Origin of the sequence: Bradyrhizobium sp. (assembly GCF_030646015.1) — a bacterium.
Lineage (GTDB): Bacteria > Pseudomonadota > Alphaproteobacteria > Rhizobiales > Xanthobacteraceae > Bradyrhizobium.
Genome location: NZ_JAUSLT010000077.1, coordinates 34023 through 49364, shown reverse-complemented (window position 1 = coordinate 49364; position 15342 = coordinate 34023). Strand labels below are relative to the sequence as shown.

Below are 15342 nucleotides of genomic sequence, written 5' to 3'. Positions count from 1 at the left end.
GCGGGCGTGCTAAATGGGGTCAGCCTTTCCCGGAGCTGGCAGCAGTGAAAACCCAGCAGCCCATGACATCGGATGACGAGCATCGCGTGCTCAAATTCCGGCCGCGCACTTTGGCGCACCCGCCGGGCCAGCGGGGAGAGCCGGACAACCAGGCCCGGCAGCAGCCCCAGGATCTGACTCAACATCTGACTCGGGATCTCTCGCGCTTCGAGCGAGCCCCCGAGGAACCCGACGAATTCCGGCATCGCATGCTGGCGAACGTCGCGGCCCTCGCCTTCACCATCGCGCTGACGGCGATCGGCATATGGCTGGCGGTGAGCATTGCCGATCTGCGCAAGACCCAGGATTGCGTGCTGATGGGACGGCGCGACTGCGCCCAGATTTCGACGCCGCGCAGCTAGCGACGTCGGTTCCGGTTGAAGCTGAGCCGGGGCTTCAGACGCGTTTTCCGGATCCGAAGAACGCTATGGATTTTCAGGCAAATCCGGGCGTTTGGCCCGCGAATCCGGTCCCCTCCCGGCCCGCCTCCATTGAACTCAGGGCCTCGCTCCGATATACGGGCACTCAACTCCGGCTGGGGGATGAGGCAATCCGGAGCGCCGCGCCCCAATCCCGTACCGCTATCGGATTTATCTCCAATATATCAAAGGCTTAATGATGTCTTCTACATTCGATCAGATCGCCACGATTATCGCTGAAACCTGCGACATCCCGCGCGACACGATCACGCCGGAGAGCCACGCCATCGACGATCTGGGCATCGACAGCCTCGATTTTCTCGACATCGCGTTTGCCATCGACAAGGCGTTCGGGATCAAGATGCCGCTGGAGAAATGGACCCAGGAGGTCAACGACGGCAAGGCGACCACCGAGCAGTATTTCGTCCTGAAGAACCTCGCCGCCCGCATCGACGAACTGGTCGCGGCCAAGAGCGCGGGCGCTTAATCGCCCGCCATGCAACTTGATTATTTCAGGCTGATCGACCGCATCGTCGAACTCGACCTCGAGGCCAGGACGATCATCGTCGAGGCCCAGGTTCCGCAAGCGCACACCATCTTCGAGGGACACTTCCCGGGCTTCCCGATCATGCCCGGCGTGTTGCTGACGGAGGCGATGGCGCAGAGCTCCGGCTGGCTGTTGCTCGGCGTGACGAAGTTCGAGCGCATGCCGTTCCTGGCGATGGTGAAGGAAGCCAAGATGCGGGGTTTCGTCAGTCCCGGCCAGCTGTTGACGATCGAAGCGAAGATCGAGCACGAAGGCTCGGGCTTTGCCGTCACGTCGGCCAAGGCGCGGGTCGGCACCGAACTGAAGTGCAGCGCCACCCTCACCTTCCGCCAGATCCCCTTCCCCGATCCGTCCCTGCGCGTCCATATGGACGCGGTGGCCAACGAGATCGGCTTTCCGATGCAGGCCATGACGCCATGAACAAGCCGAAGGAAGCCTGGATCACCGGTATCGGTATCATCTCGTCGCTCGGCGAAGGGCTGGACGCGCATTGGGATGCCCTCAATGCACGCCGCATCAACGTCGATGAAAAGCGCTTCGCCCCCTACGTCGTCCACCCGCTGGCGCCGGTCAGCTTCGACGCGCAGATCCCGAAAAAGGGCGATCAGCGCCAGATGGAAGCCTGGCAGCGCATCGGCACCTATGCCGCCGGGCTGGCGCTGGATTCCGCCGGCGTCAAGGGCAACCAGGAAATCCTCGGCCGGATGGACATGATCGTCGCGGCCGGCGGCGGCGAGCGCGACGTGCCGGTCGACCTCGCCATTCTGAATGCCTACATAAAAAGCAATGCCAGTCCCGCCTTTCTCAATGAAAGGCTGATGAATGATTTGCGCCCGACGCTTTTCCTGACGCAGCTCTCAAATCTGCTCGCCGGCAACATCGCCATCGTTCACGGGGTTTCCGGCACCTCGCGCACGTTCATGGGCGAGGAAGCGGCGAGCATCGACGCGGCGCGGATTGCGCTGGCGCGAATACAGTCCGGCCAAAGCGACATCACCCTGGTCGGTGCCGCCCATAATGGCGAGCGGACGGATCTGCTGATCCTCTACGAATTCGACGACTTCAATCTCAAGGACACGTTCGACCCGGTTTGGGCGCGCAACAAGCATAGCGGCTTTGCCCTGGGCTCGGCGGGCGTTTTCCTGGTCATCGAATCCAGGGAGCACGCCGAGGCCCGCGGCGCCAAGCCTTACGCCAGGCTGAGCAACGTGGTCACGGACCTGGCGCAACGCAAGCAGCCGGGCGCGGTGACGAAATCCCTGGAAACGCTGTGGTCGAAACTCGGGATGCCAAAAGACAATGGCGCCTTGATCACAGGCGCGACCGGGGTCGAACCGGTCACGTCAGAAGAAAAAGCATTTCTAGGCGGGCACCCCGGCTGCGCGGTTCGCGCCACCGGAACCTCGTTCGGCCACACGATGGAGACCCAGTTTCCACTGGGCCTCGCGCTGGCGGCGTTGTCGCTGTCGCGCGGAGCGCTGTTTCCGCCGAACGATCCGACCGGGCTCGAGGTTGAAATGACGAAGCCGCCGACCCAGATTGTGGTCATGGGAGCCGGTCACTGGCAGGGCGAAGGCATGGCCCTGGTCGAGGCCATCAAGTAGAGACGGCGTGGGATCGACGGGGACATCATGACAGCACCACGCGACAAATTCGGCAGACCGATCGTCGTCGTTACCGGCATGGGCATCGTCACGTCGCTCGGCGCCGGCAAGACCGACAACTGGAAGAAACTGACCGCGGGCGAATCCGGCATCCGGACCGTGACGCGCTTTCCGATCGACGGCCTGAAGTCGACGATGGCGGGAACGGTCGATTTTGTCACCGTCGAGCCATCCTCGTCGACCGGCCTGACCGAACGGCTCGCCGACCTCGCTACCGAGGAAGCGCTCGCGCAGTCCGGCATCGGCCGCAAGGGCGATTTTCCGGGTCCGCTGTTCCTCGCGGTGGCACCGGTCGAGGTTGAATGGTCGCAACGGATCGAAGTCGGACGCGCCGTCGGCAAGCCGGACTTCGACGTCAACGATGTCCTGAAGATCAGCGGCGGCGGGAAATTCGCGCCGTATCATCACCGCTTCATGTTCGGCTCGGTCGCGGGACATCTGGCCGAGAAATTCGGCACCAAGGGATCGCCGATTTCGCTTTCGACCGCCTGCGCGTCGGGCGCCACCGCGATTCAGCTCGGCGTCGAAGCCATTCGCCGCGGCGAAACCGACGCCGCACTGGTGGTGGCGACCGATGGCTCGGTCAATCAGGAAAACCTGATCAGGTTTTCGCTGTTGTCGGCATTATCGACCCAGAACGATCCGCCACAGGCCGCCTCCAAGCCGTTTTCGAAGAACCGCGACGGTTTCGTCATAGCGGAAGGCGCCGGCACGCTGGTGCTCGAAAGCTACGAGGCCGCCGTCGCCCGCGGCGCGCCAATTCTCGGCGTCGTTGCCGGCTGTGGTGAATTGACCGACTCGTTTCACCGCACTCGCTCCAGCCCGGACGGCAAACCGATCATCGGCTGTGTCCGAAAGTCGTTGGCGGATGCCGGCATGACGACCGAGCAGATCGACCACATCAACGCGCATGGCACCGCGACGCCGGAAAACGACAAGATGGAATATGTCGGGATCTCGGCCGTGTTCGGCGAACGCGCCAAGCAGATTCCGGTGTCGTCGAACAAATCGATGATCGGCCATACCATCTCGGCCGCTGGCGCCGTCGAAGCGATCATTTCGCTGCTGACGCTCGAACATCAGCGGATTCCGCCGACGATCAACTATGAAATTCCGGATCCCGCGATTCCCTTCGACGTGGTTCCGAACGTCGCCCGCGACGCGCGCGTCACTGCCGTGATGTCGAACTCGTTCGGATTCGGCGGCCAGAATGCTTCGCTTATCCTGACGCGTGAACCGATCTAGCGGCCGGCCAGCCAGTTCCGATGAGCCATCTGGTCCTTCGCACCAAGCTTCGACTCCGTAACGCGGCCAAGGCGCTCGGCGACGCCGCCGTCGGCGCGTTGACGATCGGGATGTTGCGCACCACCCGCTTCTTCGACCCGTTCAAGACCGCGAACCGGTTCGGCCGCGCGTTGCGATTTATCGGCCCAAAGCTGCGCGAAGACCGGATCGGCCGCGAAAATCTCAAGGCCGCCTTCCCCGAAAAATCCCCGGACGAGATCGAGAAAATCCTGACCGGCGTCTGGGACAATCTCGGCCGCATCGGCGCCGAATTCGCCCATCTCGACCACATCTGGGATTATGACATCAATTGCCCGGAGAAAAGCCGCGTCGAAATCCCGCAGCGAACCCACGAATTGTTCGCCCAGCTCAAGAATGACGGCAAGCCGGCGCTGATCTTCGCAAGCCATCTCGGCAATTGGGAATTGCCGGCACTGGCCGCGGTGGCGCACGGGCTGGATGCCGCCATCCTGTTCCGGCGCCCGAACAGCCAGTCCGCCGACCGCGCCATCGAGAAAATCCGCGCGGTAAAAATGGGCACGCTGATCCCGGCGGGCCGCGAGGCGCCGCTAAAACTCGCGGAAGCGCTGCAAAAGGGCCAGCACGTCGCCATGCTGGTCGACCAGTATCTCACCAACGGCGTCGAGGTGACTTTCTTCGGCCGCAAGACAAAAGCCAACCCGATGCTGGCGCGGTTGCTGCGCCAGGTCGACTGCCCGATCCACGGCACCCGCATCATCCGCCTCCCCGGCAACCGCTTCCGCGCCGAACTGTCCGAGGAAGTAAAGCCGGTGCGCGACGCGGACGGAAAAGTCGACATCCAGGGCACGATGCAGGCGGTCACCTCGGTAGTCGAGGGCTGGATCCGCGAACATCCCGAGCAGTGGCTGTGGCTGCATCGCAGGTGGCGGTAGCGCTGTCGCCGTAGCCCGCATGGAGCGCAGCGGTCGGCGCGAAGCGCAGCCCGCTGGGCGTAATCCGGGACTTGAGCGTAACGCAACACCGGCCCCGGATTACGCCACCGCTCCAGCGCTTCGCGCCGGCCCGTTGGCTCCATCCGGGCTACGGAATTTACTCAGCACTCAGCTTGTCACGCGCATAAGCGAGACAGGCGATGACGTCATCGTGCGAAACATCCGGATAATTGGTCAGGATATCGGCTTCAGTCCAACCATCTGCCAGCAACCCAATGACGAACTCGACCGAGAGTCTTGTTCCGCGAATGACCGGCTTGCCTGCGAGCACGTCTGATGACCGCGAGATACGCGGATGTTCAATCATGATCATTCGCTACCTCCCCGTCTTCACCCTGGTCCACAGCCGGTTGATGACGCGCTGGGTCGCGGGATCGCGCGCGGTGATCACGAACAGTTTCTTGATGGTCGCCTCATCCGGATAGATGTTCTTGTCATTCAGGATCTTCGGATCGATCAGCTTCTGGCTCGCCAGATTGCCGTTGGCGTAGGACAGGAAATCGGAATTCCTGGCCGCGACTTCGGGCCGGTAGAGATAGTTGATCAGCTCATAGGCCTCGGCGACGTTCTTCGCATCGGCCGGAATCGCCAGATTGTCGAAGAACATCTGCGCGCCCTCCTTCGGAATCGCATAGCCGATCTCGATACCGTTCTTGGCCTCGGCCGCGCGGCTGCGCGCCTGCATGATGTCGCCGGACCAGCCGACCACGAAGCAGATTTCGCCGGAGGCCATGGCGCCGAGATATTCCGATGAGTGAAATTTTCGAACATAGGGCCTGATCCTGCTGACGAGATCCGCGGCCTTGTCGAGATCGGCCTGCCTGGTCGAGTTGGGATCGAGCCCGAGATAGCCCAGCGCCGCCGGCAGGATATCGTCGGCGGAATCCAGCATGTGGATGCCGCAATCCTTGAATTTTGCAAGATTCTCCGGCTTGAAGACGATGTCCCAGCTGTCGATCTTCGCATCGGGCCCGAGCAGCTTTTGCGCCATCTTGACGTTGTAGCCGATGCCGGTGGTGCCCCACATGTAATTGGCGCCGTAACTGTTGTCGGGATCGTAGGTGGCGAGCCGGTTGGTCACGACAGGCCAGGCATAAGCGAGGTTCGGCAGCTTCGACTTGTCGAGCCTGGTGAAAACCTTCGCGGTGATCTGGCGCTGCAGGAAATAGCCGGTGGGAACGACCACGTCGTAACCGGATTTTCCGGCGAGCAACCGGGTCTCCAGGGTCTCGTTGGCGTCGAACGTATCGTAGACGACCTTGATGCCGGTTTCTCTTGTAAAATCCTCCAGCACCCCCGGCGCCATGTAGTTCGACCAGTTGTAGAAATTGACGGTGCGCTGCTGCGCTTGCGCAGGCAGCGAGCACAACGCCAGCGCGGCGATCGCTGCGGCGAACGGGACCTGAAAACGGTTGCGGAGGCGCATCCGGAACTTCCCCTTAACGGCGATGCACCGCGTCCGACAGCCGTTCCAGCGCGGTATCGAGCGTGGCATCGTTCTTGGAGAAGCAAAACCGCACCACCGACGTCACCGGATTCTCTTCATAGAAGGCCGACACCGGAATCGCGGCCACCTTGTAGTCGGTGACGATACGCTTGCAGAACGCCTCGTCGGTCTCGTTGAGCCCCAGCGGTGAAAGATCGACCGTGAGAAAATAGGTGCCCTGCGATTTCAGCACCGGGAAGCCGATGCTCTCCAGGCCTTTCGTCAGCCGGTCGCGGCTGCGCGCCAGTTCCTTGCGCATGTCGAGAAAGTAATCCGCCGGCTTGCCGAGGCCGTAGGCGACCGCGACCTGCAGATTGGGCGCGGTGGTGAAGGTGAGAAACTGGTGCACCTTGGCGGCGACACGCAACAACGGCGGCGCGGCGCAGACGAAACCGATCTTCCAGCCGGTCAGCGAAAAAATCTTGCCGGCGGAGCCGACCTTGATGGTGCGCTCGCGCATGCCCGGAATGGTGATCAGCGGGATATGTTCGCGGCCGTCGAAGATCACATGCTCCCAGACCTCGTCGCAGATCGCGACCGTGTCGAACTGCTGGCAGTACCGCGCCAGCAATTCGAGATCCTCGCGCGGATAGACCACCGCCGCGGGATTGAGCGGATTGTTGAACAGCACCGCCTTGGTCTTGTGGTTGAAGACGCCCTGCAGCGCCTCCTCGGTCAGCCGCCAATGTGGCGGCTCCAGCCGCACCAGCCGCGGGATGCCGCCGGCCTGGCGGATGATCGGCAAATAGGAGTCGTAGACCGGCTGGAAGCACACCACCTCGTCGCCGGGCTCGACCACGGCCAGAATGGACGCTGTCAGCGCCTCGGTACCGCCCGAGGTGACCATCACTTCGGTCATCGGATCGAGCTCGAGGCCGTGCCAGCGCCCGTAATGGGCCGCGATCGCCTGCCGCAGCTCCGGCAGGCCCATCATCGACGGATACTGGTTGTAGCCGTTCATGACCGCGTCCGCCGCGGCCCGCCTGAGATCCTCCGGTCCGGGATGGTCGGGAAAGCCCTGACCGAGATTGATGGCGTTGTTGTCGCGGGCGGCTTGCGACATCGCCTCGAACACCGTGACGGGAAGATTCGCAAAAACCTTGTTCATCGAAATCATGGCTGATGTCAGCCGCCGCTCTTGGTCGGCAATCCCGCGGCCTTCCAGCCGATTATTCCTCCGGCAAGATGCTTGTCATAGGCAAAGCCCGCGGCCTGCGCCGCCAGCGAGGACGTCACCGATCGCTTGCCGGAGCGGCAGGCGAAAACCACCTCTTTGCCCTTGGGATCCGGAATATCCTTCGCATCGAAGGTCGAAAGCGGGACGACGATGCCACCGGGGTAGGCTTCCACGGCAACCTCATTGGCCTCGCGGACATCCACCAGCAGATAGCGGCCCTCCGCCATGCCCCTCGATACCTCCTCCGGCGTCAAATCGTGCACCTGATGACCCGCCACTGACAACCTCCCAACGACCCCAGCGCAGCTTGACTGCGCGTATTGCATTCGCTTCGGCGCCAAAGTCGCCTTTGGCGCCGGGAAAATCAAGCGCCTGAGGCCCCCATTTGAGGTGGCCTGAACCAGGATGATGGCTCTAGATAATCACCTGCGTTCCGACCTCGACCACGCGCCCGGTCGGGATCTGGAAATAATCGGTGGCGTCGTTGGCCGACTTGCTCAGCCCGATAAACAAATGATCCTGCCACTGCGGCATCCCGGAATTCGGGGACGGCTTCAGCGAGCGCCGCGACACGAAGAACGACGTCGCCATGATATCGAACTGCCAGCCGAGCTTGCGCGCGATCACCAGCGCCTTCGGGACATTGGGAGATTCCATGAAACCGAAGCGCAGCCGGACGGTGGAGAATTTGTCGCTGATCTTTTCCATCCGGACGCGTTCGGCGACGTCGACGCGCGGCGTCTGCGCGGTCTCGATGGTCAGGATCACATTGTGCTCGTGCAGCACCTTGTTGTGCTTGAGATTGTGCAACAGCGCCGTCGGCACGAAACTGGGGTCGCTGGTGAGAAACACCGCGGTGCCCTTGACGATGTGGGGTGGACGCTTTTCCAGGCTCTTGATCAAATCATTGAGCGGCACCTCGATGCGCCGCGTCTTCAGGATCAGGATCGCGGCGCCGCGGCGCCAGGTCCAGACCATGCCGGCCATCAAGAGGCCGAACAGCAGCGGCACCCAGGCGCCTTCGAGCAGCTTCAGGAGGTTGGCGGTGAAGAACGTCATGTCGACGACGATCAGTGGCACGATCACCGCAGCCGCCGTGGCCGCTTTCCAGTTCCACAACTTCCAGATCACGACGAAACCCATGATGCCATCCACCACCATGGTGGTGGAGACGGCGATGCCATAGGCCGAGGCGAGGTTACTCGAGCTGCGGAACAACAGCACCAGCATCAATACGCCGATCAGCAACAGCCGGTTGACGCGCGGCAGATAGATCTGCCCGGCATGGCTCTCCGAGGTGTATCGGACCTCGAAGCGGGGCAGCAGGCCGAGCTGCACCGCCTGGCGGACCAGCGAAAAGGCTCCGGTAATCACCGCCTGGCTCGCAATCACCGTCGCCGCTGTCGCCAGCAGGACCAGCGGTATCAACATGATTTCCGGTACCATCCGGTAGAACGAGCTCTCGATCGCGGCGGGATGGGCGAGCACCAGGGCGCCCTGACCGAAATAGTTGATCAGCAGCGCCGGCAGCACGAAGTAGAACCACCCGGCCTGAATCGGCTTGCGTCCGAAGTGCCCGAGATCCGCATACAGCGCCTCGCCGCCGGTCACCGCGAGAAAAACCAGCCCCAGCGTCACGAGGCCAATGGTTCCGTGGCTGAACAGGAACTGGATCGCGTAGTAGGGATTGATCGCCGCCAGCACCGAGGGATCATCGCTGATATGCAGCAGGCCCAATATCGCCAGCGTGACGAACCAGAGCATCATGACCGGCCCGAACGCCGCCGCTACGCGGGCGGTGCCGGTGCTTTGCACCGAGAACAGCCCGACGAGAATGAAAATCGTCAGCGGCACGACGTAGGGTTCGAGCGCCGGCGCCGCCAGCTTGAGACCTTCGACCGCCGACAAGACCGAAATCGCCGGGGTGATCATGGAATCGGCGATGAACATCGAAGCGCCGATCACGCCCAGCGCCAGCAAGACCCAGCTTCGGCGGCCCATCGCTCGCTGACCGAGCGCCATCAGCGACAGCGTGCCGCCTTCGCCATTATTGTCGGCGCGCAGCAACAGCAGCACGTATTTTACGGTGACGACGATAAACAGCGACCACAGGATCATGCTGAGAACGCCGAGCACGATGTCGCGCGTGACCGGCCCGCCATGCGCCGCCGCGTGGACAGCCTCGCGAAACGCATACAGCGGCGAAGTGCCGATGTCGCCGAACACCACGCCGATACTTCCCAGCGTCAGGGCCCAAAAGCCGGCGGTCGCCGGCGCCGCCTCATGGGCTTCGGTTGTTGGTACGCTGAGAGTCATGATGCCTGAAAACGCTTTGTCGGTTGATGTGACCCGGGCCGGCTATCGACGCCTTCCTGGGAGGCTTGTCAACCGATCCACCCTAGCATCGCTGGCATGCGAAACTCGCCCGCAAAAGCGAGTTCCCCACGACAAAATGAGGTATTATAGTAGTGCGGTCGGCTACGGCTTCAGGCCGGGGGGCAGCGGCGGGTCCTCACGCATCAACGTGATGGTCACGCGGCGGTTGGCCGACAGCGTCGGATCGTCGGGGAACAGCGGCTGGCTGTCTGCCTTTCCCGAGACGGCAAAGATGTGGGAGGACGGCACGCCCTCCCATTCGAGGATCTGGCGCACGGCGTTGGCGCGGTCCGCCGACAAATCGAACGCCCCATACTCGTTTCGCGACGGCACGAAGCCTGCCGCGGTGTGCCCGATAATCTGAATGCGAAGCGGCGTCGCCTTGAGCGGACCGGCAAGCTTCTGGATCAGCCGGCGGGTGCGGTCGTATGGCGCCTTGGAACCGTCGGCGAACATCGAGCGGCCGTCCTGGTCGACGATTTCCAGGTTGAGGCCCGCCTTGGTTTCCTCAAACATGATGTGTTTGGAAATCTCGGTCAGCTCCGGCATGTCCTGCAACGCCTGGCGCAGCGACGCCGAGGCCAGCGCGAATTCGCGGTCGATTTTCAGTCGGGCGCCCTGCGCGAGGCTGTTTTCCTTCTCATCCGGCGTCGGCGTATTGGAGGCTTCCTCGGGGGGAATGTGCGCGGCGTTCTTCAGCTTTGCCCTGGTCGGCAGCCCATCGGATTCGATGATTCCGGAATAGCGCGCCTCGGTCTGCACGCCGAACGCCTCGCGCATCGAGCCGGCGACGATCTTCAGCTTGTTCTGGTCCTGGTTGGAGAACGCGACCAGCATGACGAAAAATGCCAGCAGCAAGGCCATCAGATCGGCAAAGGTCACGAACCAGCCGTGACCGCCATGTGCTTCTTCACGTTTTTTCTTGGCCATGCTCTATGTCCGCGCCTGTTTGTCGCCGTTGATCAAGCGGGAACCAGTTCGCCTTCTTCGTGACGATGCTTTTCGGGCAGATAGGCCAACAGCATTTCGCGCACCAGCGTCGGGCTCTTGGAATCGCGGATCATCAGGATGCCGTCGATGATCAGCGTGCGGTTGGTTTCCTCGTCGATCAGCTTGCCGTGCAGCTTGTCGGCGATCGGAAGACAGATCAGGTTCGCCACCAGCGCGCCGTAAAGCGTCGCCAGCAAGGCCACCGCCATGAAGGGACCGAGCTTCGAGGGATCCGACATGTTCGAGAACATCTGCACCATGCCGAGCAGCGTGCCGATCATGCCGAAGGCCGGCGCGCAGTCGCCGATGGCGCGATAGATCTTCGAACCTTCGTTCAAATGCAGCAGGAAATTGTCGCGGTCGCGTTCCAGATTGTCGCGGATGAATTCCAGATCGTAGCCGTCGGCGACGTAGCGAATTCCCTTGGCGAGGAACGGCTCGGAGGTTTCGACCTTTTCAAGACCGACCGGACCCTGCTTGCGCGCGATCTCCGCGATGCGGGCCAGTTCGTCGACCAGGTCGCGGGCCGAGAGGCTGCTCAGGGTGAAAGCGAATTTGGCGCCGAGCGGCAAGCCATGGAGCATCGCCGACAGCGGGAAGCGGATCAGCGTCGCCGCGAACGAGCCGCCGAAGATGATGATGACGGCATGGATGTCGTAGAACATCCGGAAGTCGCCGCCCATCAGGATCAGCGTACACAGTACGATCGCGCCGGCGATCAGGCCAAGCAGGGTGGCGATATCCATCATTTACTCCGACGCAAACGCACTCGACCGGCCGTTCTGGGCGGTGACGCCGCTCATCCGGAGCCGCGCAACAGGCACCCTAAGGCGCGGCCATTAAAGACGCGTAAAGGTTAAGCGCCCGCGAGGCCGTAATAGACCGGTGCGGCGCCATCTAAAGGTTTTGCTAACCATAAACCCGGCGGGCCGGAGCACCTGCGCTCTCTTCCGACGCCGTCAGCCGGCGGCCAAGTCCGTCAGTTCGAAGCTCAGCGCGCGCAACCGTTGGCGAGCGGCCTCGTCACAGGCTTGCGGATGGGGTTGCGCCTCATTCATGCCGTTGAAGAACAACCCGCTCTTGTCAGCGACATCATCGCCCGACACCAGATGCAGGATCGCTTCGCCACCCTGCTCCACGGTGGAGATCGGCGTCACACCGCCGGCGCGCACCATGGTGGTGTTCATGTAGGTCGCCGGATGCAGCGAATTCACGGTTACGCCCGATCCCGCGAGTTCCCTCGCCAGATCGATCGTGAACATGATCTGCGCGAGCTTGCTCTGGGCATAGGCGCGGCCGCCGCTGTAACCCCTGGTGATCATCACGTCGTCGAAATCGATCGGGTGCTGGCCGAGCGACGCGACATTGACGATCCGCGACGGCGCGCTTGCCTGCAACAGGGGCAGCAACAGATGCGCGAGCAGAAAGCCGGAGAGATAATTGACGGCGAAGCGCAGTTCGTGGCCATCCCGGCTGGTTTGCCGCGCCGGGCCTTCATTCTGCGATCCGATCCCGGCATTGCTGACGAAAACATCCAGCCGCGTGTGGTCGGCAAGCACGGCTTGGGCAAGCCTCCGCACCTCGGCAAGCGAGGAAAGATCGGCTTGATAGAAGATGGGCTCAACGCCACCTGCCCGCTTGATCTCCTCGATCAGGGTTTCGGCCCGCGCACTGTCGCGGCCATGGATCAGGACCTTGGCGCCGGATGCCGCGAGTCTGGCGGCGACATAGCGGCCGACGCCGTCGGTCGAGCCGGTGATCAGAACCGTCTTGCCGTCCATCTTCATGCCGACAACGCCGCGCTCCGTCAGTGAATTTCAGCGGAGCGCTTCAGCGCCTCTTTGAGCTTTTCGAGCGTAAATTCCTTGCTGCGCGCGATCTCGAGAATCGGGGTTTCGCGGCGGGCGCAGAGTTCGCAGGCATCCGGCACCGAGGCTGCGATATCGTGCGGGATCACGATCGCGCCGTGGCTGTCGGCGTGAATGAGATCGTCGGAACGCACCGTCATGCCGGCGACGCGGACTTCGCCGCCAAAGCTTTCGGCGTGAACCCAGGCGTGCGACGGGCCGATCGAGCCTGCCAGCGCCTGGAAGCCGGGCGCCCATTGCGGGATGTCGCGGATCGAGCCGTCGGTGATGACGCCGAGGCAGCCGAGCGCCTTGTGCACGTTGCTCTGCACCTCGCCCCAGAATGCGCCGTAGCCGACGTCGGGGCCGTCGATGTCCTGGATCACGGTGATGCGCGGGCCATGGCCGGTGCCGACATATTCGTAATAGTCGATGCGCCGTTTCGACGCCTCATCGGCCGGCAGGCCGGACTTCACGACCGAGCGGATCGTCACCGTGCGCGCATAACCGACCATCGGCGGCAGATCGGGGAACGGGCAGACCAGCGGCTTGGTGGTGTAACCGATCAGGCGGCGTTCGGGCGCGACGATTTCCATCGCATTGCAGATGGTCGGGGTGTCGTAGCGTGCCAGGGCTTCGAGGACGGATGCGGGCAGCGGCGCGGATGCGGATTTCGTCACGGGCGTTTCTCTCCCAATTTTGAAGGGCCGCCGTTCGTGAAGCCGCCCATTGATCTGCCTATAGCCGAGATTGGGACCGAACCCAACTCGGCGGCGGCTCATGGCAGATATCTGGAGGAGAAGTCGGCCGACCGGCCGATCAGTTCAAGCGGGCAGGACGGTCATCGGTCGCCGGCTCGGCGACCGGAACGAACGGCGGCGCGGCGGGATCGGACGGGGCGGCATCGGCCGGCGGAGCTGCCGCCAACGCCGCGGCGGCACGCTCATGGCCGCGATAGGCCTTCCAGCCCCAGGGCAGGCTGGCGAGGTAGAGCACAGACCCCACCGACAGAATGTGCCAGGGGTAACCGATCAGCAGCGCCACGAAGAAGATCACCGAGACGAAAACCGGCAGCACCATCGCCGGCGGCACCCGCAGGCGCACGGTCTTGCCGGAAAACACCGGCAGCCGCGACACCATCAGGAAGGCGATCAGCAGCGTGTAGGCGGTGGTCAGCATCACCGGCGGCACCGGAACGCCGAGGAATGAAAGATAGATCGGAAGCAGCACCAGGATCGCGCCGGCGGGTGCCGGAACGCCGGTGAAGAAATTCGCCGCAAAGGCCGGCTTGTTCGGATCGTCCATGGTGGCGTTGAAGCGCGCCAGCCGCAGGCCGCCGGAGATCGCGAATACCATGGCGGCGATCCAGCCGGCATTGTTCAGATCGTGCAGCGTCCAGGAATACAGGATCAGGCCCGGAGCGACGCCGAAATTGACGAAGTCGGCGAGACTGTCGAGCTCGGCGCCGAATTTCGACTGGCCCTTGATCATGCGGGCGACACGGCCATCCACGCCATCGAGCACGGCGGCGAACACGATCAACGCCACGGCCAGCTCCATCCGCCCTTCGGTGGAGAGGCGGATCGCGGTCAGACCCGCGCAGATCGCGAGCAGCGTGATGACGTTAGGCACCAGCAACCGCACCGGGATCGGGCGAAACCGGCGGCGGCGCATTTCCGGGGATTTGGGATCGATGGGTGTCTGCATCGTCGAGATATAGCAACTCGCCGGCCGCCGCGCCATTGTGGCGGCGCCGTGGCGGCCAGCCAGGCCAGCCGCGGGGCCGAGATGGTTAATCGGCGCGCCAGGTCCGGCCACCGTCGCCGAGCCTGAGATCGGCCAGCACGGTTTCCCCCGCCACCGCCGTCTGGCCCACGGAAACCAGCGCTTTGCTGCCCTCCGGCAGGAAGACGTCGAGACGCGAGCCGAAACGGATCAACCCGAACCGCTCGCCGGCGCCGAGCGACTGCCCTTCGCGGACAAACGAGACAATTCGCCGCGCCACCAGGCCCGCGATCTGGACCACGCCGATGCGGCCGCCGTCCGGCATCGAGATCACGAGCGAATTGCGCTCATTGTCCTCGCTCGCCTTGTCGAGCTCGGCGTTGATGAAGGCGCCCGGCCGGTACGCGATCCGGTCGATCCGCCCGGTCACCGGGCTGCGGTTCACGTGGCAGTTGAACACGCTCATGAAGACCGAGATGCGCAGCAGCGGCTTGTCGCCGAGCCCGAGTTCGGCCGGCGGCAACACCATTGAGATCAGGGAGACGCGTCCGTCCGCCGGCGACACCACGATGCCCTCACGCACCGGCGTCACCCGCACCGGATCGCGGAAGAACAGCGCACACCAGACCGTCAGCAGCGTGCCGATCCAGCCCAGCGGGGTCCACAGCCAGAACAGGAACAGGCTCGCCAGCGCAAAGCCGCCGATAAAGGGATAGCCCTCGGGATGGATGGGCGGAATTTGAGCGCGGATCGAGTTGGCGATGGACATCGATGGGTTCACTGTCGGTTGCCCCTCTTCTCTGGCGGAAGATGG

At 63.2% G+C, this 15342-nt stretch carries 17 protein-coding genes; 6 read left to right on the top strand and 11 right to left on the bottom strand.

Annotated features, from left to right (window positions below; translation table 11 throughout):
* The first annotated feature begins 44 nt into the window (after positions 1-44).
* From Q7T45_RS11960 to Q7T45_RS11935, 6 genes are all read left to right on the top strand, one after another.
* Positions 45-401: a hypothetical protein gene (locus Q7T45_RS11960; RefSeq protein ID WP_304870954.1), complete on the top strand. Its 357-nt coding sequence runs from the start codon at positions 45-47 to the stop codon at positions 399-401.
* A 256-nt stretch (positions 402-657) separates the two neighbouring features.
* Positions 658-945 carry an acyl carrier protein gene (locus Q7T45_RS11955; RefSeq protein ID WP_304738538.1) on the top strand — a complete coding sequence of 96 codons (288 nt, stop codon included), beginning with the start codon at positions 658-660 and terminating at the stop codon, positions 943-945.
* A 9-nt stretch (positions 946-954) separates the two neighbouring features.
* Positions 955-1425 carry a 3-hydroxyacyl-ACP dehydratase FabZ family protein gene (locus tag Q7T45_RS11950; protein ID WP_304870920.1) on the top strand — a complete coding sequence of 157 codons (471 nt, stop codon included), beginning with the start codon at positions 955-957 and terminating at the stop codon, positions 1423-1425.
* Positions 1422-2609, top strand: coding sequence for a beta-ketoacyl-ACP synthase (locus tag Q7T45_RS11945; protein ID WP_304870919.1), 1188 nt, complete (start codon positions 1422-1424; stop codon positions 2607-2609). Before Q7T45_RS11950 ends, Q7T45_RS11945 begins: the two co-directional genes overlap by 4 nt.
* A 27-nt stretch (positions 2610-2636) precedes the next feature.
* Positions 2637-3914: a beta-ketoacyl-ACP synthase gene (locus tag Q7T45_RS11940; RefSeq protein WP_304870918.1), complete on the top strand. Its 1278-nt coding sequence runs from the start codon at positions 2637-2639 to the stop codon at positions 3912-3914.
* A 20-nt stretch (positions 3915-3934) separates the two neighbouring features.
* Positions 3935-4867, top strand: a complete 933-nt coding sequence (locus Q7T45_RS11935; protein ID WP_304870916.1) for a lipid A biosynthesis lauroyl acyltransferase — start codon at positions 3935-3937, stop codon at positions 4865-4867.
* Positions 4868-5024: 157 nt separating this feature from the next.
* On the opposite strand, the gene Q7T45_RS11930 is transcribed toward Q7T45_RS11935, so the two are convergent.
* The 11 genes from Q7T45_RS11930 to Q7T45_RS11880 form a co-directional block, all read right to left on the bottom strand.
* Positions 5025-5240 carry a DUF433 domain-containing protein gene (locus tag Q7T45_RS11930; RefSeq protein ID WP_304870914.1) on the bottom strand — a complete coding sequence of 72 codons (216 nt, stop codon included), beginning with the start codon at positions 5238-5240 and terminating at the stop codon, positions 5025-5027.
* A gap of 3 nt (positions 5241-5243) precedes the next feature.
* Positions 5244-6353: a polyamine ABC transporter substrate-binding protein gene (locus Q7T45_RS11925; RefSeq protein WP_304870912.1), complete on the bottom strand. Its 1110-nt coding sequence runs from the start codon at positions 6351-6353 to the stop codon at positions 5244-5246.
* 13 nt (positions 6354-6366) lie between these two features.
* Entirely contained in the window at positions 6367-7530 is a 1164-nt protein-coding gene (locus tag Q7T45_RS11920) for an aminotransferase (protein ID WP_304870911.1), read from the bottom strand.
* A gap of 8 nt (positions 7531-7538) precedes the next feature.
* Positions 7539-7916, bottom strand: coding sequence for a rhodanese-like domain-containing protein (locus tag Q7T45_RS11915; protein WP_370691258.1), 378 nt, complete (start codon positions 7914-7916; stop codon positions 7539-7541).
* Between the two features lie 88 nt (positions 7917-8004).
* A complete protein-coding gene (locus Q7T45_RS11910) occupies positions 8005-9906 on the bottom strand; it encodes a potassium transporter Kup (protein ID WP_304870909.1) in 1902 nt (633 codons plus the stop codon).
* Between the two features lie 162 nt (positions 9907-10068).
* Positions 10069-10896 carry a flagellar motor protein MotB gene (locus Q7T45_RS11905; protein WP_304870907.1) on the bottom strand — a complete coding sequence of 276 codons (828 nt, stop codon included), beginning with the start codon at positions 10894-10896 and terminating at the stop codon, positions 10069-10071.
* 32 nt (positions 10897-10928) lie between these two features.
* The gene (locus Q7T45_RS11900; protein ID WP_304738516.1) at positions 10929-11702 is read right to left on the bottom strand and encodes a motility protein A; all 774 of its coding nucleotides are present in this window, start codon (positions 11700-11702) and stop codon (positions 10929-10931) included.
* Between the two features lie 213 nt (positions 11703-11915).
* Entirely contained in the window at positions 11916-12743 is an 828-nt protein-coding gene (locus Q7T45_RS11895; RefSeq protein ID WP_304870906.1) for an SDR family NAD(P)-dependent oxidoreductase, read from the bottom strand.
* 20 nt (positions 12744-12763) lie between these two features.
* On the bottom strand, positions 12764-13483 hold the full coding sequence (locus Q7T45_RS11890; RefSeq protein ID WP_304870905.1) for an RraA family protein: 720 nt from the start codon (positions 13481-13483) through the stop codon (positions 12764-12766).
* A 139-nt stretch (positions 13484-13622) separates the two neighbouring features.
* On the bottom strand, positions 13623-14510 hold the full coding sequence (gene pssA, locus Q7T45_RS11885; RefSeq protein WP_304870950.1) for a CDP-diacylglycerol--serine O-phosphatidyltransferase: 888 nt from the start codon (positions 14508-14510) through the stop codon (positions 13623-13625).
* Between the two features lie 85 nt (positions 14511-14595).
* Positions 14596-15309 (bottom strand): phosphatidylserine decarboxylase, encoded by a 714-nt coding sequence (locus tag Q7T45_RS11880; protein WP_304870904.1) that lies wholly within the window; start codon positions 15307-15309, stop codon positions 14596-14598.
* Positions 15310-15342 lie beyond the last annotated feature (33 nt).